The organism is Bacillus cabrialesii (genome assembly GCF_004124315.2).
In the GTDB taxonomy this organism is placed as follows: Bacteria; Bacillota; Bacilli; order Bacillales; family Bacillaceae; genus Bacillus; species Bacillus cabrialesii.
This window is the reverse complement of the sequence record NZ_CP096889.1, coordinates 2,445,106-2,466,474: the sequence shown is the minus strand read 5'-3', so window position 1 is coordinate 2,466,474 and position 21,369 is coordinate 2,445,106. Positions and strand designations below refer to the sequence as shown.

General features: G+C 45.0%; 27 protein-coding genes and 1 riboswitch. Of the genes, 24 read left to right on the top strand and 3 right to left on the bottom strand.

All coding sequences use genetic code 11. From position 1 onward, the window contains the following. Positions 1-29: 29 nt before the first annotated feature. Positions 30-131: riboswitch (glycine riboswitch) on the top strand. A 172-nt stretch (positions 132-303) separates the two neighbouring features. The 3 genes from gcvT to gcvPB are packed head-to-tail and all read left to right on the top strand — an operon-like array spanning position 304 to position 4,242. Beyond that, on the top strand, positions 304-1,392 hold the full coding sequence (gene gcvT, locus EFK13_RS12490; protein ID WP_129505186.1) for a glycine cleavage system aminomethyltransferase GcvT: 1,089 nt from the start codon (positions 304-306) through the stop codon (positions 1,390-1,392). Between the two features lie 29 nt (positions 1,393-1,421). Then, complete coding sequence (gene gcvPA / locus EFK13_RS12485; RefSeq protein ID WP_129505187.1) at positions 1,422-2,768, top strand: aminomethyl-transferring glycine dehydrogenase subunit GcvPA; 1,347 nt, start codon at positions 1,422-1,424, stop codon at positions 2,766-2,768. Next, positions 2,761-4,242 carry an aminomethyl-transferring glycine dehydrogenase subunit GcvPB gene (gcvPB, locus tag EFK13_RS12480; protein WP_129505188.1) on the top strand — a complete coding sequence of 494 codons (1,482 nt, stop codon included), beginning with the start codon at positions 2,761-2,763 and terminating at the stop codon, positions 4,240-4,242. Before gcvPA ends, gcvPB begins: the two co-directional genes overlap by 8 nt. A gap of 35 nt (positions 4,243-4,277) precedes the next feature. Here gcvPB and EFK13_RS12475 read toward each other — a convergent pair whose 3' ends face one another. Next, positions 4,278-4,658 carry a rhodanese-like domain-containing protein gene (locus tag EFK13_RS12475; protein WP_064814188.1) on the bottom strand — a complete coding sequence of 127 codons (381 nt, stop codon included), beginning with the start codon at positions 4,656-4,658 and terminating at the stop codon, positions 4,278-4,280. Between the two features lie 190 nt (positions 4,659-4,848). Between EFK13_RS12475 and lipM the strand changes: the two genes are divergently transcribed. The 3 genes from lipM (at position 4,849) to EFK13_RS12460 (ending at position 7,213) form a co-directional block, all read left to right on the top strand. Then, the gene (gene lipM / locus EFK13_RS12470; protein WP_129505189.1) at positions 4,849-5,685 is read left to right on the top strand and encodes an octanoyltransferase LipM; all 837 of its coding nucleotides are present in this window, start codon (positions 4,849-4,851) and stop codon (positions 5,683-5,685) included. Between the two features lie 99 nt (positions 5,686-5,784). Next, complete coding sequence (gene mntR, locus EFK13_RS12465; protein WP_003236923.1) at positions 5,785-6,213, top strand: transcriptional regulator MntR; 429 nt, start codon at positions 5,785-5,787, stop codon at positions 6,211-6,213. A gap of 124 nt (positions 6,214-6,337) precedes the next feature. Next, positions 6,338-7,213: a patatin-like phospholipase family protein gene (locus EFK13_RS12460; RefSeq protein ID WP_064814186.1), complete on the top strand. Its 876-nt coding sequence runs from the start codon at positions 6,338-6,340 to the stop codon at positions 7,211-7,213. Here EFK13_RS12460 and EFK13_RS12455 read toward each other — a convergent pair. After that, positions 7,210-7,605 carry an SA1362 family protein gene (locus tag EFK13_RS12455; RefSeq protein ID WP_064814185.1) on the bottom strand — a complete coding sequence of 132 codons (396 nt, stop codon included), beginning with the start codon at positions 7,603-7,605 and terminating at the stop codon, positions 7,210-7,212. The genes EFK13_RS12460 and EFK13_RS12455 overlap by 4 nt on opposite strands. Positions 7,606-7,644: 39 nt before the next feature. Beyond that, complete coding sequence (locus EFK13_RS12450; RefSeq protein WP_129505190.1) at positions 7,645-8,601, bottom strand: DUF1385 domain-containing protein; 957 nt, start codon at positions 8,599-8,601, stop codon at positions 7,645-7,647. A 225-nt stretch (positions 8,602-8,826) separates the two neighbouring features. Here EFK13_RS12450 and EFK13_RS12445 point away from each other — a divergent pair, with 225 nt between their 5' ends. From EFK13_RS12445 to folD, 18 genes are all read left to right on the top strand, one after another. Next, positions 8,827-9,363 carry a YqhR family membrane protein gene (locus EFK13_RS12445; RefSeq protein ID WP_129505191.1) on the top strand — a complete coding sequence of 179 codons (537 nt, stop codon included), beginning with the start codon at positions 8,827-8,829 and terminating at the stop codon, positions 9,361-9,363. Between the two features lie 87 nt (positions 9,364-9,450). Then, positions 9,451-9,891, top strand: coding sequence for a type II 3-dehydroquinate dehydratase (gene aroQ, locus EFK13_RS12440; RefSeq protein WP_014114377.1), 441 nt, complete (start codon positions 9,451-9,453; stop codon positions 9,889-9,891). A 2-nt stretch (positions 9,892-9,893) separates the two neighbouring features. Further along, positions 9,894-10,955 (top strand): aminopeptidase PapA, encoded by a 1,062-nt coding sequence (gene papA / locus EFK13_RS12435; RefSeq protein WP_129505192.1) that lies wholly within the window; start codon positions 9,894-9,896, stop codon positions 10,953-10,955. A gap of 24 nt (positions 10,956-10,979) precedes the next feature. After that, entirely contained in the window at positions 10,980-11,537 is a 558-nt protein-coding gene (gene efp, locus EFK13_RS12430; RefSeq protein WP_024715090.1) for an elongation factor P, read from the top strand. Positions 11,538-11,680: 143 nt separating this feature from the next. After that, positions 11,681-11,962 carry a YqhV family protein gene (locus EFK13_RS12425; protein WP_003226379.1) on the top strand — a complete coding sequence of 94 codons (282 nt, stop codon included), beginning with the start codon at positions 11,681-11,683 and terminating at the stop codon, positions 11,960-11,962. A gap of 75 nt (positions 11,963-12,037) precedes the next feature. Then, positions 12,038-12,961: a stage III sporulation protein AA gene (spoIIIAA, locus tag EFK13_RS12420; protein WP_129505193.1), complete on the top strand. Its 924-nt coding sequence runs from the start codon at positions 12,038-12,040 to the stop codon at positions 12,959-12,961. Beyond that, positions 12,955-13,470: a stage III sporulation protein SpoIIIAB gene (spoIIIAB, locus tag EFK13_RS12415; RefSeq protein WP_129505194.1), complete on the top strand. Its 516-nt coding sequence runs from the start codon at positions 12,955-12,957 to the stop codon at positions 13,468-13,470. The genes spoIIIAA and spoIIIAB overlap by 7 nt, the downstream gene beginning before the upstream one ends. Positions 13,471-13,492: 22 nt before the next feature. Continuing rightward, the gene (spoIIIAC, locus tag EFK13_RS12410; protein ID WP_003153142.1) at positions 13,493-13,699 is read left to right on the top strand and encodes a stage III sporulation protein AC; all 207 of its coding nucleotides are present in this window, start codon (positions 13,493-13,495) and stop codon (positions 13,697-13,699) included. 6 nt (positions 13,700-13,705) lie between these two features. Further along, positions 13,706-14,107, top strand: coding sequence for a stage III sporulation protein AD (gene spoIIIAD, locus EFK13_RS12405; RefSeq protein ID WP_003230228.1), 402 nt, complete (start codon positions 13,706-13,708; stop codon positions 14,105-14,107). Between the two features lie 18 nt (positions 14,108-14,125). Beyond that, positions 14,126-15,325 (top strand): stage III sporulation protein AE, encoded by a 1,200-nt coding sequence (gene spoIIIAE / locus EFK13_RS12400; protein WP_129505195.1) that lies wholly within the window; start codon positions 14,126-14,128, stop codon positions 15,323-15,325. Positions 15,326-15,338: 13 nt separating this feature from the next. Continuing rightward, positions 15,339-15,959, top strand: coding sequence for a stage III sporulation protein AF (gene spoIIIAF, locus EFK13_RS12395; RefSeq protein WP_129505196.1), 621 nt, complete (start codon positions 15,339-15,341; stop codon positions 15,957-15,959). Further along, positions 15,952-16,641: a stage III sporulation protein AG gene (spoIIIAG, locus tag EFK13_RS12390; protein WP_129505197.1), complete on the top strand. Its 690-nt coding sequence runs from the start codon at positions 15,952-15,954 to the stop codon at positions 16,639-16,641. The genes spoIIIAF and spoIIIAG overlap by 8 nt, the downstream gene beginning before the upstream one ends. Then, the gene (gene spoIIIAH / locus EFK13_RS12385) at positions 16,642-17,298 is read left to right on the top strand and encodes a stage III sporulation ratchet engulfment protein SpoIIIAH (protein WP_129505198.1); all 657 of its coding nucleotides are present in this window, start codon (positions 16,642-16,644) and stop codon (positions 17,296-17,298) included. Between the two features lie 155 nt (positions 17,299-17,453). Continuing rightward, positions 17,454-17,930 carry an acetyl-CoA carboxylase biotin carboxyl carrier protein gene (accB, locus tag EFK13_RS12380; protein ID WP_129505199.1) on the top strand — a complete coding sequence of 159 codons (477 nt, stop codon included), beginning with the start codon at positions 17,454-17,456 and terminating at the stop codon, positions 17,928-17,930. Between the two features lie 11 nt (positions 17,931-17,941). Beyond that, entirely contained in the window at positions 17,942-19,294 is a 1,353-nt protein-coding gene (accC, locus tag EFK13_RS12375; RefSeq protein ID WP_129505200.1) for an acetyl-CoA carboxylase biotin carboxylase subunit, read from the top strand. 20 nt (positions 19,295-19,314) lie between these two features. Beyond that, complete coding sequence (yqhY, locus tag EFK13_RS12370; protein WP_003236896.1) at positions 19,315-19,722, top strand: fatty acid biosynthesis protein YqhY; 408 nt, start codon at positions 19,315-19,317, stop codon at positions 19,720-19,722. Between the two features lie 264 nt (positions 19,723-19,986). Continuing rightward, a complete protein-coding gene (nusB, locus tag EFK13_RS12365) occupies positions 19,987-20,382 on the top strand; it encodes a transcription antitermination factor NusB (protein WP_129505201.1) in 396 nt (131 codons plus the stop codon). A gap of 11 nt (positions 20,383-20,393) precedes the next feature. Further along, the gene (gene folD / locus EFK13_RS12360; RefSeq protein WP_014114365.1) at positions 20,394-21,245 is read left to right on the top strand and encodes a bifunctional methylenetetrahydrofolate dehydrogenase/methenyltetrahydrofolate cyclohydrolase FolD; all 852 of its coding nucleotides are present in this window, start codon (positions 20,394-20,396) and stop codon (positions 21,243-21,245) included. The last annotated feature ends 124 nt before the right edge of the window (positions 21,246-21,369 follow it).

The following is a 21,369-nucleotide window of genomic DNA, read 5'->3' as shown; positions in this document are numbered from 1 at the left end:
TGTCCATAACAGCATGAAAATATGAGCGAATGACAGCAAGGGGAGAGACCTGACCGAGAACCTCGGGATACAGGCGCCGAAGGAGCAAACTGCGGAGTGAATCTCTCAGGCAAAAGAACTCTTGCTCGACGCAACTCTGGAGAGTGTTTGTGCGAATGCGCGAGCCACCAAAGGGGACGTCTTTGCGTATGCAAAGTAAACTTTCAGGTGCCAGGACAGAGAACCTTCATTTTACATGAGGTGTTTCTCTGTCCTTTTTTGTATATTTTTTTAGCTGCGCCGTTGAAAAAGGGGAGGAATTTGATGCCGAAAAGAACGCCGTTATTTGAGCTGTATAAGGAATATGGGGGGAAAACAATTGATTTCGGGGGCTGGGAGCTTCCTGTTCAATTTTCTTCAATAAAAAAGGAACACGAGGCTGTCCGAACTGCGGCCGGGCTGTTTGACGTATCCCATATGGGAGAAATCGAAGTGTCAGGAAACGACAGTCTGTCTTTTTTGCAAAGGCTGATGACAAATGATGTTTCCGCGTTAACGCCAGGCCGTGCGCTATATACGGCGATGTGTTATCCGGATGGCGGAACCGTCGATGATTTGCTTGTCTATCAAAAAGAAGAGAACTGTTATCTGCTTGTCATTAATGCTTCTAATATAGATAAAGACCTGGCTTGGATGAAAGAACATGCCGCAGGTGATGTGCAGATTGACAATCAGTCAGAACACATCGCACTCTTGGCAGTACAAGGGCCGAAAGCAGAAGCGATTTTAAAAAAACTGACAGATTCAGATGTGTCTGCTTTAAAACCCTTTGCATTTATAGATGAAGCTGATATCAGCGGCTGCAAAGCACTCATTTCGCGCACCGGCTATACGGGTGAGGATGGATTTGAAATTTACTGCCGTGCCCACGATGCAGTGTATTTGTGGAAACAAATCCTTGATGCGGGTGAGGCACACGGACTGATTCCATGCGGACTCGGCGCACGTGATACACTCCGGTTTGAAGCGAAGCTCCCGCTTTATGGCCAGGAGCTGACCCGGGATATTACACCGATTGAAGCAGGCATCGGCTTTGCTGTAAAGCACAAAAAGGAGTCTGACTTTTTTGGTAAATCAGTATTGAGTGAACAAAAAGAAAACGGAGCGAAGCGAAAGCTTGTCGGTCTCGAAATGATTGAAAAAGGGATACCGCGGCACGGATATGAAGTGTTCCAAAATGGCAAGTCCGTCGGAAAGGTAACAACCGGCACACAGTCACCGACATTAGGGAAAAATGTCGGCCTTGCCCTGGTTGCTGCACAAGCGAGTGAAATCGGGACAGTTGTAGAGGTGGAGATTCGTAAAAAATTAGTGAAAGCAAAGGTTGTCAAAACACCATTTTATAAACGCTAATATTTTTTCTTTGGGAGAGGAGTCAACACATGAAGCACCGTTATTTGCCCGCAACAGAAAAGGATAAACAGGAAATGCTTGCGGCCATCGGCGTAAGCGGCATCGATGAATTATTTGCTGATATACCGGAAAACGTCAGATATAAAAAAGAGTATCAAATCAAAAAAGCGAAATCAGAAACGGAATTAACAAAAGAACTGACAAAGCTGGCCTCAAAAAATTGTGATACCCTGCAATACGCATCTTTCTTGGGAGCGGGTGTATATGACCATTATCAGCCTGTCATTGTGGATCATGTCATATCACGCTCCGAGTTTTATACGGCATATACGCCTTATCAGCCGGAAATTTCACAAGGGGAGCTTCAGGCCATTTTCGAATTCCAAACGATGATTTGTGAACTGACAGGAATGGATATCGCCAACTCCTCTATGTATGATGGCGGAACAGCCTTGGCGGAAGCGGCCATGCTTGCTTCAGGCCACACGAAAAAGAAAAAAATCGTTGTGTCAAAAACCGTGCACCCTGAATCGAGAGAAGTACTGAAAACATACGCGAAAGGCCAGTATATTGAAGTCGTTGAGGTTCCCGCTGCAGATGGCGTTACCGATCTTGAAGCTCTGCGCCAAACCGTTTGCGAGGACACAGCCGCAGTGATCGTTCAATACCCGAACTTTTTTGGGCGGGTCGAGCCGTTAAAAGATATTGAGCCTATCGCTCATCAAGGGAAATCCATGTTTATTGTATCAGCCAACCCGCTTGCGTTAGGCCTCCTCACTCCGCCGGGCAAGTTTCAGGCAGATATCGTTGTCGGCGATGCGCAGCCTTTCGGTATTCCTTCAGCATACGGCGGCCCGCATTGCGGCTTTTTTGCCGTCACCAAAAAATTAATGAGAAAGGTGCCTGGACGCCTCGTCGGACAAACGGAAGACGAAAACGGAAAAAGAGGATTTGTGCTTACCCTGCAAGCCAGGGAGCAGCATATCCGCCGGGAAAAAGCGACATCAAATATATGCTCGAACCAAGCTCTAAATGCGCTGGCAGCTTCAGTGGCCATGACAGCTCTCGGGAAAAACGGCGTAAAAGAAATCGCCCGCCAAAATCTTCTAAAAGCCAGCTATGCAAAGCAAGAAGCAAAAAAAGCGGGCCTTACCGTTATGTTTGATGGACAGATGTTTAATGAATTTGTCATCAAACTGGATGATTCCGTGAAAGCTGTGAATCGGCGTTTGCTGGCCAAAGGCATCATCGGCGGATATGATCTTGGGCTGACGTATCGGGAGCTGGACTGTCATATGCTGATTGCTGTAACGGAGCTGAGAACAAAAGAAGAAATTGACGCACTCATTCAGGAATTGGGGGATCGCCATGAGTAATCAGGATCAGGCATTTATATTTGAGCTTTCCAGAGAAGGCCGTATTGGCTACAGTCTGCCGGAGCTTGATGTACCGGACATCGAATTGGAGGACCTCTTGTCAGACACCTATATTCGTGACGAGGACGCAGAGCTCCCGGAGGTGTCCGAGCTGGATATCATGCGCCATTATACAGCGCTGTCCAAACGTAATCACGGGGTGGATTCCGGTTTTTACCCGCTCGGTTCCTGCACGATGAAATACAATCCGAAAATAAATGAAAAAATCGCGCGCATTCCCGGATTTGCTGCGATTCATCCTCTTCAGGATGAGGACACGGTGCAAGGCGCTTTAGAGCTTTTATATGATTTAAGCAAGCACCTTGAGGAAATTACGGGAATGGATGAGGTCACGCTTCAGCCCGCTGCCGGGGCGCACGGCGAATGGACGGGGCTGATGATGATCCGGGCTTATCATGAAGCGCGCGGTGATTTCAAGCGGACGAAGGTCATTGTTCCTGATTCCGCGCACGGGACGAATCCTGCTTCAGCGACAGTAGCAGGCTTTGAAACGGTTATGGTGAAATCAAATGAAAATGGGCTTGTTGATCTGGAGGATTTAAAAAGAGCTGTGAATGAAGAAACTGCGGCGCTTATGCTGACGAATCCGAACACGCTCGGCTTATTTGAGGAACAGATCACCGAGATGGCGGACATTGTTCACGAAGCGGGTGGAAAGCTGTACTATGACGGCGCTAATTTAAATGCGGTTTTAAGCAAGGCGAGACCGGGAGATATGGGGTTTGACGTGGTGCATCTCAACTTGCATAAAACATTCACCGGCCCTCATGGCGGGGGAGGCCCCGGCTCAGGCCCTGTCGGCGTAAAAAAAGAGCTGATTCCTTATTTGCCAAAACCAGTTTTAATCAAAAAAGAAGGCCGTTTTACGTTTGATTATGACCGCCCTCATGCGATCGGCCGTGTGAAGCCGTATTACGGCAACTTCGGCATTAACGTCAGAGCGTATACGTACATCCGTTCCATGGGGCCTGACGGGCTAAAAGCCGTTACAGAGAACGCAGTGTTAAACGCCAACTATATGATGAGAAAGCTTGCGCCTTATTACGACCTTCCGTTTGACCGTCATTGCAAACATGAATTTGTATTGTCAGGGAAGCGGCAGAAAAAGCTGGGCGTGCGTACGCTTGATATTGCAAAACGCTTGTTGGATTTCGGCTATCATCCGCCTACGATTTATTTCCCGCTTAATGTTGAAGAATGCATCATGATCGAGCCAACGGAGACGGAATCAAAGGAAACACTGGATGCGTTTATCGATGCTATGATCCAAATTGCGAAAGAAGCAGAGGAAACCCCGGAGCTTGTACAGGAGGCACCGCATACCACAATCGTGAAAAGAATGGATGAAACAAAAGCGGCGAGACAGCCTGTTCTTAGATACGAGAAAAATATAAACGGCGAACTGGTAAAATAAAAAACAGCTGTCTGTATATCAGACAGCTGTTTTCCTTAGTTCTTCGCTTTAATCTTTCCGCCCCATTTTTTAAAGCCGCCTTTTAAGTTGTAAATCTCAGTGCAGCCATTTTTGCGCAGGGTTTGTGCCGCGCGTCCGCTGCGGACACTGTTTTGGCAGTACAGGTAGACAGGCTTGTCCGGACGGATTTCGTTTTTTCTCTGTTTCAGCTGGGAAAGCGGAATGTTGCGGGCGCCTAAAATATGTCCGCCCTCAAACTCATTTGGTTCACGAACGTCAATAAGCTGCGCTTTGCGGTAACCAGCGCGGAATTCTTCTTCGGTAAGTGTTTTCATAATTCGCTGCTGATAAACATACGAAGCAATCATATAGACGATAAACGCAGCAAAAATAATCAAAACGATCATATTAGACAATGTGATTCTACTCCTTTAGCATATAAAATCAAAACCTTGCTTCATAAAACAAGGCCATAGAGCCGTTTTCGACAAATACTATTATAGTAAAGCACGGCGCGATTGTCATCCATAATGGAACGAAAATATTTTTCATTTTCCCGGCAGTTTGATAAACTGATTCTATTAAAACGGTAAGGAAGGTCTCAAAATGGAAAAAGAAACTTGGCGGTTTATAGACTCAGGCAATGCAAGTCCTGCATTCAATATGGCGCTTGATGAAGCGCTTTTATATTGGCACAGTGAAAAGAAAATTCCTCCGGTTATCCGTTTTTACGGCTGGAACCCGGCGACACTTTCTGTAGGATATTTTCAAAATATTAAAAAGGAAATCAATTTTGAAGCAGTACATAAATATAATCTCGGATTCGTCAGACGCCCGACCGGCGGGAGAGGTGTGCTGCACGATCAGGAATTGACATACAGCGTGATTGTTTCGGAAGAGCACCCCGAAATGCCGGCCACTGTCACTGAGGCGTACCGGGTTATTTCAGAAGGCATACTTCAAGGCTTTAGAAATCTCGGTCTGGACGCTTACTTTGCCATCCCGAGAACCGAAAAAGAAAAAGAAAGCTTAAAAAATCCGCGGTCATCCGTTTGTTTTGATGCGCCTTCGTGGTATGAGCTGGTGGTCGAGGGACGCAAGGTGGCGGGCAGCGCGCAAACGAGACAAAAAGGCGTGATTCTTCAGCACGGCTCCATACTGCTTGATTTGGATGAGGACAAGCTGTTCGATCTGTTCCTGTATCCGAGTGAAAGAGTCAGAGAACGAATGCAGCGCAATTTCAAAAATAAAGCGGTTGCCATTAATGAACTCACTGAAAAGCGGGTGACGATGGATGAGGCCCGTGAAGCCTTTAAAGAAGGATTTGAAACAGGCCTTAACATTCATTTGGAGCCGTACGAACTAACTCAGGAGGAGCTTGATTTTGTTCATCACTTGGCAGAAACAAAATACGCTTCAGATGAATGGAATTATAAGCGGTAAACAGGGCTTTTGGCCTGCCGGGCATCCTTGTTTTTTCAAGGTCATTAGTGTAAACTTGTAATGGTTTATAAAGTTAAGGTGCTTTTTGGGAGGGTTTCGATGACAACACCAAGTATGGAAGATTATATTGAACAGATTTATATGCTGATTGAAGAAAAAGGATATGCACGGGTTTCCGATATCGCGGAAGCATTGGCAGTCCATCCCTCCTCTGTAACAAAAATGGTTCAAAAACTAGATAAAGACGAATATTTAATTTATGAAAAATATCGCGGTCTCGTGTTAACGTCTAAAGGGAAAAAAATAGGCAAGCGGCTGGTATACAGACATGAATTGCTTGAGCAGTTTTTAAGAATCATTGGTGTTGATGAAGAGAAAATATATAACGATGTCGAAGGAATCGAACATCATTTAAGCTGGAACAGCATTGATCGCATCGGGGATCTTGTTCAATATTTTGAAGAAGATGATGCGCGTAAAAAAGATCTGAAATCAATCCAAAAGAAAACAGAACATCATAATCAGTAAAAAGGCGGTCTCGAAGGAGGCCGTCTTTTTTGATGCGCTGAGCCGCGGGTCATTCGTTGGTCTATTTCTCCGCGTGTTTTCTTAAAATGATAGTAAACGATCGGATGGAGGGGGAGGGAATGAGATGTATATTGACGGTGTGTTTTCCGGCGGAGGAGTAAAAGGAATTGCGCTTGCCGGCGCTTATGAAGCGCTTGAGGAAAAAGGCTTCCGCTTTAAAAGGGTTGCGGGTACAAGCGCGGGCGCAATTATCGCCGCTTTCATTGCGTCAGGTTACACCAGCAAGGAAATCCACGCTTTGATTGAAGAAGTGGAGGGAGAGAAATTGCTGGACCAGCGATACTCATTTCTCCCCTTAAAAATGCTCCAGTGGGTGTCCATCTATTGGCGTCTCGGCTTATACAAAGGCGACACGATAGAAAAATGGATTGCTGATCTGCTAAGAGCGAAAGGCATAAGGGTATTTGGCGATTTGCAGAAAGGGTCTCTGCGCCTTATCGCTTCTGATCTGACAAACGGCACCATGATTGTTTTGCCGGATGATTTGGTCCGTTACGGGTTAAACCCCGATATGTTTCCGGTTGCCAGAGCGGTAAGAATGAGCTGCAGCATTCCGTATTTCTTTGAACCGATAAAATTAAAAACGGACACAGGCACCGCCACGGTTGTTGACGGAGGCGTGCTAAGCAATTTTCCAATCTGGCTGTTTTCAAAGGAAAGAAAACGCCCTGTAATCGGTGTAACGCTTGCGCCGCGGGAAAGAGAGCGTCCGAAAAAAAATATCCGCAACGCTTTCGAACTGTTTGGCGCTCTGTTTGAAACGATGAAGGATGCACATGACGCAAGGCATATTGCGTCACGTTATGAACAAAACATCATTTTTCTGCCGGTTGATGACGTAATGGCGACCGATTTTCATTTAACACAACAAAAAAAACTAGCCCTGATTGAGCTAGGTAAAAGACGGACAGAGCAGTTTTTAAAACAGTGGACCTATTAAAAAAGCGCTCTGTTTTTCTTTTTGTTTTTTTTCCCTTCTATAACAGTCAGTTGAGTCTGGCTTTTTTTCTTGAGAATCATCGGCTTAGGCTTGCTGGCGCTCGGAACGCTTCGCAGGTGGCTGGCACGCCCCTTATGTCCGGCGCGGTGCTTTGCTTTTTGTTCTTTCATTCGGCGCCGCGATTGTTTCGCCGCTTTTTTGAAGGCCGCTCCTTCGCTGCCCGCATTTCGATTCATTACATATTTCACAATAAAATAAATAATGATGCCTGCCACAATGACGGTTACCGCCATTTTTGCCATTTCTCCGGGATTGGTTACCAGCACATAGAGGAAACCGAATGCTCCCAGCGCAATTAATACAGCAATAATAGGTTGTACACGATGATTCATAACTGTCCACCTCCGAAAGTAATAGCAGGGCAACGGATACTAGATGACGCTGTGAGAAGGCTTCTGATTTTGTTCAGATATTTCTTCGAGTCTGAGAAGCTCGTTAAAGCTTTCGATGGCAACTTCAACCTGATCATCCTTAGGTTCTTTTGTTGTTAACAGCTGAAGCCAGAGCCCCGGGTAGCCAAGGAATTTCAGTCCGGGAATATCACGAACTTTGTTTGTCAGCTGCAGAACTTCAAAGGAAATGCCGAGTACGACCGGTATCAGTGCAACACGATCTATAACACGCAGCCAAAGCGGATCTGTCGGAACAAGCAAATAGACAAACATGCCGACAATAATCGTAAATAAAATAAAGCTTGATCCGCATCGGTAATGAAGCCGTGATTGGTTTTGAACATTCTTCACTGTAATTGGCAAATTCTGTTCATAACAGTTTATGACTTTATGTTCGGCTCCATGATATTGAAACACTCTTTTAATGAGCGGTGTCATGGACAGAAAATAAATGTAACCGAGCAGCAAAATCAACTTAAACAGGCTTTCAACCGCAATTTGCGCTGTATCCGATGAAAAAATCGGCCTTGTCAGTTCAGCTAAGAAAACCGGAACCAATGTAAATACGAATTTACTGAACAAAAATGATAAGACGCCGATTACCGTAAGGCTGAGATACATAGACAGCCCGGAGGATTTTTTTTCTTCCTGCTCAAGTGTCTCGTCTTCAGATGGATCGAGCCCGTAACGTTCGCTTGAAAAATTCAAATGCTTTGTGCCGTTTGCGCTCGCTTCAATAATGGCCGCGATCCCCCGTAAAAACGGTATCTTTTTCACGATGTTCAGTTTCGGATTGTGTTTGCGGGGAAGCTTAAAGAAGTCAATGCTTCCATCCGTTCTTCTAATAGCCGTAACGTAATGATGCTTTCCGCCAAACATAACGCCTTCCACAACTGCCTGCCCGCCGTAAGCGGGCGGAATTTTATGTTTTGACATATTATCAACCTGCCTATTTCTTTAGGATTGCTAACCATTTCCTTTCACTCTATTGTACAGGAAACAGCGCTAAACCTCTAGATTGACAGGCTGAAAAATTGCCATAGCCTTGCTTTTTCTACATGCATTATACCCGTTATTTTCAAATTTTACTCGCAGCTGTCAAAAAGTGTGAGCTTTTTTATTGACATTTCATTTTTTGGGCACACTTTAACTGGAGGTGCCATGATGACAAGCGAAAAAGATACAGAACAAAATGAAGAATTGAATGAGAAGCAAGGACCGCCTGTTTCAATGGCCGGCAGGGTAGCGGCAACTGGTTTTTGCGGAGGCGTATTATGGAGTTTCATTGCTTATATCGCATATTTGTTTCATTTTTCTGAAATCAGCCCGAATATGATTTTGCAGCCATTTGTGCTCGGAGATTGGAAAAAACATGGACTGGGAACCGTAATCAGCATCATTTTAATCGGAATTATTTCAATTGGCGCAGCTTTTCTTTACTTTCTTTTATTAAAACGCTTAAAAACAATGTGGCCTGGTATTTTATACGGCTTGCTGCTTTGGCTGCTTGTGTTTTTTGTTTTTAATCCGATTTTTCCTGATGTGCGCGCGGTGACCGAACTGAAATCAGATACAATTATTACGACCATTTGCATCTATTTGCTTTACGGGCTGTTTGTCGGTTATTCCATATCATTTGAATACAATGAGCTGAATTCGGAAAAGCTGGCACGTGCGCTGGGAACGCATAGAGAATAGTGTATTATCCTTTTCCAGTATGATAAAATGTTCACGAGAAGTGAACATTTTTTACATGAGAAACCCTCGCGAAAAGGAGAGATTCATGTGCCTCATTTTTTGATTTTGAACGGGCCGAATGTCAATCGGCTTGGGAAACGTGAGCCGGAGGTATTCGGCCGCCAGACACTCACCGATATAGAAACAGATCTTTTTCAATTTGCTGAAGCCTTACATATCCAGCTCACTTTCTTCCAGTCTAATCACGAAGGTGATTTGATAGATGCGATACATGAAGCTGAGGAGCAATACGGCGGGATTGTTCTGAACCCCGGCGCTCTGAGCCATTACAGCTATGCGATCAGGGATGCCGTTTCAAGCATCAGTCTTCCTGTGGTTGAGGTGCATTTATCAAACTTATACGCCAGGGAGGAATTCAGGCATCAGTCGGTCATTGCTCCGGTTGCGAAAGGGCAGATTGTCGGTCTTGGAGCTGAAGGCTACAAGCTTGCTGTTCGCTACTTATTAAGCCAGCAAGGGGGAGAATAAAGATGAAGCTAGAGAAAATAAGAAACCTGTTTGGACAGCTGGGGATTGACGGAATGCTGATTACAAGCAGCACGAATGTACGCTATATGACAGGGTTTACAGGTTCGGCGGGTCTGGCTGTTATATCAGGTGACAGGGCAGCGTTTATTACGGATTTTCGTTACACAGAGCAGGCGAAGGTTCAGGTAAAGGGCTTTGAAATCATTGAGCATGGCGGCAGCTTGATTCAGACTACTGCCGACACGATTGAAGCGTTCGGCATCAAGCGCCTCGGCTTTGAGCAAAACAGTATGACATACGGCACATACGCCTCATACAGCGCGGTTATCAGTGAGGCTGAATTAGTGCCTGTGGCTGAATCCGTAGAAAAGTTGCGCTTGATTAAGTCTAGTGAAGAGATTAAGATATTAGAGGAAGCTGCGAAGATTGCAGATGATGCCTTCAGACATATCTTGACGTTTATGAAACCCGGCATTTCTGAAATCGCTGTTGCCAATGAGCTGGAGTTTTATATGAGAAGCCAGGGGGCTGACAGCTCTTCTTTTGATATGATTGTTGCTTCTGGCCTTCGGTCAAGCCTTCCGCACGGCGTGGCCAGTGACAAACTGATTGAGAGCGGAGACCTTGTTACGCTTGATTTTGGCGCTTATTATAAAGGTTATTGTTCTGATATCACCCGTACGGTCGCTATCGGTCAGCCCAGTGATCAGTTGAAGGAGATTTATCAGATCGTATTTGATGCTCAGGCACTCGGCGTCGCACATATTAAGCCGGGAATGACAGGAAAAGAGGCTGACGCCCTCACAAGGGAGCACATTGCTGCAAAAGGCTACGGTGAATATTTCGGCCATTCAACCGGGCACGGGCTCGGCATGGAAGTTCATGAATCGCCGGGATTGTCCGTCAGATCTTCAGCTATCCTTGAACCGGGCATGGTGGTCACAGTGGAGCCGGGCATTTACATACCAGAAACAGGCGGTGTCCGCATAGAAGATGACATCGTCATTACAGAAAACGGCAACCGGACAATCACCCATTCCCCAAAAGAACTTATTATTTTGTGATTGGAATATAGGAGGACATTAAACATGATTTCAGTTAACGATTTCCGTACAGGATTAACGATCGAAGTAGACGGCGGCATTTGGCGCGTCGTTGACTTCCAGCACGTAAAACCTGGTAAAGGCGCGGCGTTTGTCCGCTCTAAACTTCGCAACCTTCGCACGGGGGCGATTCAGGAAAAAACATTCCGCGCTGGTGAAAAAGTAGCGAAAGCGCAAATCGAAACAAAAACAATGCAATACCTATATGCAAACGGAGATCAGCACGTATTTATGGATACTTCTTCTTATGAGCAGCTTGAACTGGGCGCGGCTCAAATTGAAGAGGAATTAAAATACCTGCTTGAAAACATGTCTGTGCATATCATGATGTACCAAGATGAAACGCTCGGTATCGAACTTCCGAACACAGTTGAGCTGAAGGTTGTTGAAACTGAACCTGGCATTAAAGGTGATACAGCGTCAGGCGGTACAAAACCTGCGAAAACGGAAACCGGCCTTGTTGTCAACGTGCCGTTCTTTGTGAATGAAGGCGACACACTTGTTGTCAACACTTCAGACGGTTCTTACGTTTCAAGAGCATAGAAAGAAAAAAAGAGTCTGTTCCCAAATGGGAGCAGGCTTTTTTTGTGCCAAAAAACAGAATCTTTCTTTTATACGAAAATGACAAGACTACTTCCGCAAGCTAGAGCATATCATATAAAAAAATGGGAGGTTGGGAGAGTGCTATGAAATTTTTACTTGGAAATATTAATTCTACTGTTTTAACAATGGCCGGATTGCGAGTTTTATCCTCTATGATTGAGCTGACGGCAGCGATTATCATGCTTGTGACAAATGATGTCCGGAAGGCGGTTGTGGTTAACAGCATTCTCGCTATTGTCGGTCCGCTAATATTTATCATCACCATGACTGTCGGAATCTACCAAATTGCCGGGCAGCTGTCGTATGCAAAGCTGATCCTGATTTTTACGGGAGTTGTTTTGATTTTGGCGGGTGTTCATAAATAAAGGGAGGCTTGTCATAAAGTCTGCCTCACATCATACATTTTAAAGAAGCCAATCGGTAGAAAGGAGGAGGCTCTGTTGAATGAAATCGCTGAGGTTCTCCCTGAATCCATGAAAAACGCCCTTTCTGAAATACCGGAACATCAATGGCTGGAAATCGAAGAAATCAGAATTCGGGTCAACCGCCCTGTTGAATTGATTCGAAAAGGACAACCTGTTTTTTTGTCCTACGCGGGCACGGTCGAGGATGCCCATCTGATCCTCAGCCGTCTCAGCAACTATAGTATGTATACGCTCGAGGAAGAGCTGAAGAAAGGGTATGTCACGATCAGAGGCGGCCACAGAGTAGGACTGGCAGGCAGAGTCATTACGGAAAACGGAGGTGTGAAAGGCCTCCGTGACATCACATCTTTTAATATACGAATTGCACGAGAAAAGCTGGGGATTGCGGAGCCGCTGCTTCCATACTTATATCAAGACAGCTGGCTGAATACACTTGTTATCGGTCCGCCGCAAACCGGTAAAACAACACTGCTCCGGGATCTGGCTAGACTTTCAAGCACCGGTAAAAACCGCATGTCGCCCGTAAAGACAGGAATCATCGATGAACGGTCAGAAATTGCCGGGTGCCTGCGCGGCATTCCGCAGCATCAATTTGGGCAGAGGGTTGACGTATTAGACGCCTGTCCGAAGGCTGAGGGACTGATGATGATGATTCGATCTATGAGCCCTGAGGTGATCATTGTCGATGAAATCGGGCGTATGGAAGATACAGATGCACTTCTTGAGGCGTTGCATGCAGGTGTTTCAGTAATTGTATCGGCGCATGGCTGGAGCATATCCGATCTGATGAAGCGGCCTTCATTGAAGCGTTTGTGGGAAGAAAGAGCCTTTGACCGCTATTTGGAATTATCGCGATCGAAGGGGCCGGGCACAATAAGCCGCATTTATGACAAAGACGGCAATGTGCTGTCTGGGACGATGGGCGTGAAGACATGCTGAAGCTGCTGGGCGCTGTATTCATTGTGGTGGCGACAACATGGACAGGTTTTGAGGTGGCGAAGATTTATACAGAACGGCCGCGGCAAATCCGCCAGCTGCGTGCGGCGCTCCAATCACTCGAGGCTGAAATTATGTACGGCCATACACCGCTTCATACCGCTTCACAGCAGATTGCCAAGCAGCTGGCACAGCCTGTTTCGGCTCTTTTTATCACGTTCAGTGATCAGCTTGAAAAGGGAAGTGATTCCGCGAAAACGGCGTGGGAGCAAAGCTTAAAGAAGGTGTGGGACACCCTGTCTCTGAAAAAAAATGAATATGAAGTGCTGAAGCAGTTTGGCGAGACACTCGGGATTCATGATCGAATCTCGCAGCAAAAGCACATTAAGCTGGCGCTGACACATTTGGAAGCCTCGGAAGCGGATGCTGAGCAGGCGCAAGCGAAAAATGAAAAGATGATAAAAAGTTTGGGCTTTTTAGCAGGCTTGTTACTCATTCTTCTATTGATGTAAACGTGAGGGGAGCAAAAATAAAATGGGAGTAGACGTGAATGTCATATTTCAAATCGCCGGAGTGGGAATCGTGGTCGCATTTTTGCACACGATTTTGGATCAGATGGGCAAAAAAGAATACGCCCAATGGGTGACGCTGTTAGGTTTTATCTATATTTTATTTATGGTCGCCACGATCGTAGATGATCTTTTTAAAAAGATAAAAGCTGTGTTTTTATTCCAAGGATAGGGGGGCTTGCAGATTGACATTGTTCAAATTGTAGGTTTAGGGCTGATCGCCACCTTCCTTTCTTTGATTGTAAAAGAACAAAAGCCGACCTTTGCGTTTTTAATCGTCGTGTTTGCCGGCTGTGCCATTTTTCTTTATTTGGTAGACCAAATCTATGACATTATTCGAATGATAGAAAAAATCGCAATTAATGCAAACGTCAACATGGTCTATGTTGAAACCATTTTAAAGATTATCGGAATTGCCTATATTGCTGAATTCGGGGCTCAGCTCACCAAGGATGCCGGTCAAGGGGCCATCGCCTCGAAAATAGAATTGGCGGGGAAAATTTTAATTCTCGTTATGGCTGTTCCTATTTTAACCGTTATTATCGAAACGATTCTCGGACTTATACCTTCCATGTCATAACCGAAAGGAGGCGGTAGATTGAAGCGTTTTTATTGGGCTTTGCTTTTGGCTGTGCTGATCATAGCAGGCCGTCCAGACATTGTACAAGCAGCAGGGGGCGCCGAACAAACGGAAGAGCATGCTGAAACGGCTGAGCAATTAGCGGAAAGGACAGCGGCCTCGCTTGAAACAGACAAGATCGGTGAATTTTGGAATGACATTATGACAGAGTACGGCGGGCTGCTGCCGGAAAGCCAAAAAGGCAGCTTAATGGAGTTTATCAATGGCGATAAATCATTTTCACCGCAAGAATGGCTGAAAGCTCTTTTTTCTTATTTATTTCATGAAGTGCTTGCAAACGGAAAGCTGCTGGGCACATTGATTTTGCTCACGATATTTTGCGTCATCCTGCAGCTTCTGCAAAATGCGTTTCAGCAAAGCACCGTCAGCAAAGTCGCCTACTCAATTGTGTATATGGTGCTGATTATCCTTGCACTGAACAGCTTTCATGTGGCAATCAATTATGCGACAGAAGCCATTCAGACGATGACCAGCTTTATACTGGCGCTCATTCCGCTCCTCTTGGCGCTTTTGGCATCCTCAGGCGGAGCTGTATCTGCTGCCTTCTTTCATCCTGTTATCCTCTTTCTGATGAACACAAGCGGTCTTTTAATTCAGAATATCGTCATGCCGCTGATTTTCTTATCGGCGATTCTGAGCATCGTCAGCACAATGACTGAGCAGTACAAAGTAACGCAGCTGGCCAACCTGCTCAGAAATATCGCCATCGGAGCATTAGCCGTCTTTCTCACCATCTTTCTCGGCGTCATCTCTGTTCAAGGGGCTTCAGCAGCAGTGACAGACGGCATTACCCTTAGGACGGCTAAATTTATAACCGGGAACTTTATTCCTGTGCTTGGCCGAATGTTTACAGATGCGACTGATACAGTGATCAGCGCCTCCTTATTGCTGAAAAACACAGTAGGAATTCTCGGTGTAGCGATTTTGATCTGTATTGCGGCCTTTCCGGCAATCAAAGTGCTTTCCCTCGCTTTTATTTATAAGCTGGCAGCCGCTATTCTTCAGCCGCTTGGAGGCGGGCCCGTCATTACCTGTCTTGACGTCATCAGCAAAAGCGTCATTTATATTTTTGCGGCTCTCGCCATTGTGTCTCTCATGTTTTTCTTAAGCCTTACCGTCATAATCACAGCCGGAAACCTCACGATGATGATGAAATAAAGGAGGCTGGCGAATGAGTTTTTTAACTGAATGGCTTACCACCATCGTGTTGTTTATCCTATTTGCTATTGTGATTGATATGCTGCTGCCGAGCTCCAGCATGCAAAAGTACGCAAAAATGGTAGTCAGCCTGCTCTTGATTGTCGTCATGCTTACTCCGATTTTTAAGCTTTTCAATACAGACCCCGAAGTCATCTTTGAATACCTCACAAAAAACGGGCAGTCAGAGTCTGCCGATATAAAAAATCAAGTCGATTCAAAAAAAATAGAAATACAAGCTTCCCAGCGCGCATATATTTTAGAAGAAATGGCTGTCCAATTAAAAAAGAAAGCGGAGGAGAGATTCAGTCATGATGAATATAAAGTAGGCCGCATCAAACTCACGTCAGGAGAAAAGGTAGATTCAGAAGAGGATATTAAAACAATCAGCGTGTATATGGCCCCGTCTTCTGAAAAAACGGTCCAAACGGTCGCGCCGGTCAACATTGATACAGATCACGCATACGTAACGAAAGAAGCAGCAGAACAAAAAGAAGCCAAACAGATACAAACGCAGCTTGCGGACATTTGGGAAATCGGAAGTGAGAAAATTACGGTTCATATGGAAGGCGGGGAGAGTGTCGGCAATGAATAAAAACGGCTTATGGAATGTATTGAAAAAGCAGTTTCTCCCGGGGCAAACGAAGGACGGTGAAAAGCCGAAGCTGACCAAATATCATTACTTTCTGTTCGTTTTTGTTCTCGGAGTTTCCTTTATGCTTGTCAGCCAGCTGTTTTCTTCACCTGAGAAAACAGAAAACGCCAAAATGACAACGGCAGTATCATCACAAGTTTCAGCGGACAGCAAAGAGAAAACAGCCGAAGTGTTTAAAGCCTCTAAATCTGATAAACCTAAGGACTCGATCGATGATTATGAAAAAGAATACGAAAATCAGCTGAAAGAAATTCTTGAAACAATCATAGGTGTGGAAGATGTTTCGGTTGTCGTGAATGTTGACGCAACGTCGCTGAAAGTATACGAAAAAAACAAATCAAACAAAAATACAACCACTGAAGAAACAGACAAAGAAGGCGGAACAAGAAGCGTTACTGACCAGACATCAGAAGAAGAAATCGTCATGATTAAAAACGGCGATAAAGAAACACCCGTCGTCGTCCAAACGAAAAAGCCTGATATACGCGGTGTACTCGTTGTTGCTCAAGGAGTGGACAACGTTCAAATAAAACAAACCATTATTGAAGCGGTGACACGGGTCCTGGATGTTCCAAGCCACCGGGTTGCGGTTGCCCCTAAAAAAATAAAGGAGGATTCATAAATGCTCAAAAAACAAACCGTTTGGCTATTAACAATGCTCAGTCTTGTCGTGGTGTTAAGCGTCTACTATATTATGTCGCCGGAAAGCAAAAATGCCGTGCAAATGAAAAGTGAAAAAAGCGCGTCCGACTCAGGAGAGGTCGCAACTGAAAAAGCGCCTGCGAAGCAAGACACAAAGGAAAAAAGCGGTACAGAAAGTGAATCAGAAAAAGAAGATGGAACAAAGGGCACGAAAGATTCATCAGCAGACAAGGAAACATCCGCTGAAGCCAGTGAAAAAGGAACTGTTGTAACAGAAACAGCCGATGATGATTTGTTTACGACCTACCGTCTTGATTTAGAAGATGCCAGAAGCAAAGAAAGAGAAGAGCTGAACGCCATTGTGTCAAGCGATGATGCAACAGCAAAGGAAAAGAGCAAAGCATATGATAAAATGACGGCTCTCAGTGAAGTGGAAGGAACAGAAAAACAGCTGGAAACCCTTATTAAAACACAAGGCTACGAAGACGCGCTCGTCAATGCTGAAGGAGATAAAATCAACATTACAGTCAAAGCAGACAAACATTCCAAATCGAAGGCGACAGCCATTATAGATCTTGTGGCAAAAGAAATCAAAACAATGAAAGACGTCGCTGTCACATTTGAGCCATCCAAGTAAGAAAGAGAAAAAACACGCCCGCTTAATAAGCGGGCTTTTAGCATTGCGATCATATTCAAGTTGAATTTAAAAGTCCGCTCCTGTAAGATAAACATAGTATGTACTTTTAGTAGTAACCTATAAAAAAGAAATTTCATACATAGGAGTGCGATTGAATGTTAAATATGAAAGAAATCCACGAGCTGATTAAAGCAATTGACGAGTCTACAATTGACGAATTCGTATATGAAAATGAAGGTGTATCCTTAAAACTGAAAAAACATGAAGCAGGCACTGTTCAAGTCATGCAGCAGGCACCGGCAGCACCTGTACAAGTACAGGCTCCGCAGGCAGTTCAGCCGCAAGCGCAGCAAGCAGCACCTGCCCAAGAAGCACCGAAGCAAGATGAGAATCTGCATAAAATCACTTCACCAATGGTAGGAACATTTTATGCATCTTCATCTCCAGAAGCTGGCCCGTATGTAACAGCTGGTTCAAAAGTAAATGAAAATACAGTTGTCTGCATAGTAGAAGCGATGAAGCTTTTCAACGAAATCGAAGCGGAAGTAAAAGGCGAAATCGTTGAAGTATTAGTAGAAAACGGCCAGCTGGTCGAATACGGACAACCTCTATTTCTTGTAAAAGCAGAGTAAGGAGACTTAACATGATTAAAAAGCTATTGATCGCCAACCGAGGAGAAATTGCTGTCAGAATCATCAGAGCCTGCAGAGAGCTCGGAATTGAGACTGTCGCTGTTTATTCAGAAGCTGATAAAGATGCCCTTCATGTTCAAATGGCCGATGAAGCTTTTTGTATCGGGCCGAAAGCATCAAAAGACAGCTATTTAAACGTTACAAATATTGTGAGTGTTGCGAAGCTGACTGGCACGGACGCTATTCATCCGGGATATGGATTTTTAGCTGAAAATGCTGATTTCGCTGAATTATGTGAAGAAGTTAACGTCACGTTTGTCGGCCCGAGCGCTGACGCCATTTCAAAAATGGGAACTAAAGACGTTGCGCGGGAAACGATGAAACAGGCCGGCGTGCCGATCGTACCTGGTTCACAAGGAATTATAGAAAATGTGGAAGAAGCGGTTTCGCTTGCTAATGAAATTGGGTATCCTGTAATTATAAAAGCCACCGCAGGCGGAGGCGGAAAAGGGATCAGGGTTGCCCGCACCGAAGAGGAACTGATTAATGGCATTAAGATTACACAGCAGGAAGCTGCAACAGCATTCGGAAATCCAGGTGTATACATCGAAAAATACATAGAAGATTTTCGCCATGTTGAGATCCAAGTGCTTGCCGATAACTACGGAAATACCATCCATTTGGGGGAACGCGACTGCTCGATCCAAAGACGCCTGCAAAAGCTTTTGGAAGAATCACCATCTCCTGCCCTTGACTCAGAAATCAGGGAGCAGATGGGAGATGCAGCGGTAAAGGCTGCAAAAGCGGTTGGCTATACAGGTGCTGGAACAGTTGAATTTATATATGACTACAAAGAACAGCGCTATTACTTCATGGAAATGAACACGAGAATCCAAGTAGAGCACCCAGTCACGGAAATGGTGACGGGAACTGACCTGATTAAAGAACAAATCAAAGTGGCATCAGGAATGGAACTGAGCCTGAAGCAAGAAGATGTTGAATTTGAAGGCTGGTCCATCGAATGCCGTATCAACGCGGAAAACCCAAGTAAAAATTTCATGCCGTCACCTGGCGAAATTAAAATGTACCTGCCTCCTGGCGGTCTTGGTGTCCGTGTCGATTCTGCTGCGTATCCGGGCTATTCCATCCCTCCGTACTATGACAGCATGATTGCAAAAGTGATCACATACGGAAAAACGAGAGATGAAGCGATTGCCCGTATGAAGCGCGCATTGAGCGAATTCGTCATCGAAGGCATTGAGACAACAATCCCGTTCCACTTAAAACTGCTTGAACACGAAACATTTGTGAGCGGAGAGTTTAATACGAAATTTTTAGAAACATATGATGTAATGGGCTCATAATTTTTACGGAGGTGAATTGAATGAAAGACAACAGCTTGCTTAAAATGGATCAAGAAGATACGCATTTAGGTAAGGTTGAGATTGCACCGGAAGTCATTGAAGTCATTGCCGGCATAGCAGCTTCTGAAGTTGACGGTGTTGCCGAAATGCGAGGAAACTTTGCGACAGGCGTCGTCGAGCGCTTCGGTAAAGTGAATCATGGCAAAGGTGTCAAAGTCGACCTGGCGGATGACGGAATTACGATCGATGTTTACTGTGTCGTTACATTCGGCGTTTCGATTCCTAAAGTTGCAGCGTCCGTTCAGGAAAACATTCGTCAAACCTTATTAAATATGACGTCTCTTTCGATTAATGAGATCAATATACACATCGTCGGCATTCAATTTGACACAAAAGCCCAGGAAGTTCAAATCGACGAAGAAATGTAAATGGCTTAACACGAAACCAAGGGGAGGGCGGCCCTTTGGTTTTTTTACACGTTACCCTTTATTTCAAAGCATGAAGAAAGCCGGCTCTAGCCAGCCGAGTTTCTTCATGATCGTGAAATCCGAATGATCATATTAAGGTTTGTGAAAATATTCGGTAATAGGGTAAAAAAACCTTGATTTCAATATGCGGATACGAAAAAAATATGTTATGATCTCTTTGTGGCTTAACGACAAGCGGATAAAGAGGATCAAAGGAGAAAGAAAATGAAAAGAAGAACAGCAAGAGAAAAAGCTTTGCAGGCACTATTTCAAATTGACGTCAGTGACATCGCAGTGGATGAAGCCATAGAACACGCACTGGATGAAGAAAAAACAGATCCTTTCTTTGAACAGCTTGTACACGGGGTATTGGAACACCAAGTCCAGCTGGATGAAATGATCTCCAAGCATCTGGTGAATTGGAAGCTCGATCGGATTGCCAATGTTGACCGCGCGATTTTGCGTTTGGCAGCATACGAAATGGCATATGCCGAAGACATTCCGGTCAATGTCTCTATGAACGAAGCGATTGAGCTGGCAAAACGGTTTGGTGATGACAAAGCGACAAAGTTTGTAAACGGGGTTCTTTCTAACATTAAATCTGATATTGAACAATCATAGGAGGAAAGAAAATGACTGCAACAATCATCGACGGAAAAGAAACGGCTAGAGAAAAACGCGAACAATTGGCAAAAGAGGTAGAAGAGCTTAAAAAGCAAGGCGTCACTCCCGGGCTGGCGGTTATTTTGATTGGAGATGATCCTGCTTCTCACTCTTACGTGCGAGGAAAGAAAAAAGCGGCTGAAACAATGGGAATGAATTTCAAGCTCGATCAATTTGACAGCAGCCTCACAGAAGCTGAACTGCTTTCCATTATCGATCAGTACAATCAAGACCCTGAGTTTCACGGCATTCTCGTTCAGCTTCCGCTTCCAGACCATATTTCTGAAAAAGCGGTGATCGAACGTATCTCTCCTGATAAAGATGTAGACGGTTTTCATCCGTTAAACGTAGGGAAAATGCTGCTTGGCGAAGATACGTTTCTTCCTTGTACGCCTCACGGAATTGTTGAGCTTTTGAAGAAAACCAATATCGACCTTTCCGGTAAAGAGGTTGTTGTAGTCGGCCGAAGCAATATTGTCGGCAAACCTGTCGGCCAGCTTTTATTAAATGAAAACGCGACGGTTACTTACTGTCATTCAAGAACAGAAAATATGACAGAGCATACCAAAAAAGCGGACATCCTGGTGGTGGCAGTCGGCAGAGCCAATTTCATCAGTGCAGACCAGATCAAAGAGGGCGCTGTTGTTATTGACGTTGGTGTTAACCGTCTGGAAAGCGGAAAGCTTTGCGGAGACGTTGAATTTGAAGGGGCAAAGGAAAAAGCCTCTTTTATCACGCCGGTTCCGGGCGGAGTAGGTCCGATGACCATCACGATGCTTGCGCATAATACTGTTAAATCTGCGAAACGTACGTTATCATAGATAATTGGAGATATTCACAGGCGGGCGTTTTGCCCGCCGTGAATATGAGCACGATACCCGCTTCTTCAGGCTCCTAAAGCCAGGGCGGGTTTTCTTTAGTTATGGTGCAGGAATGCTTATGAGA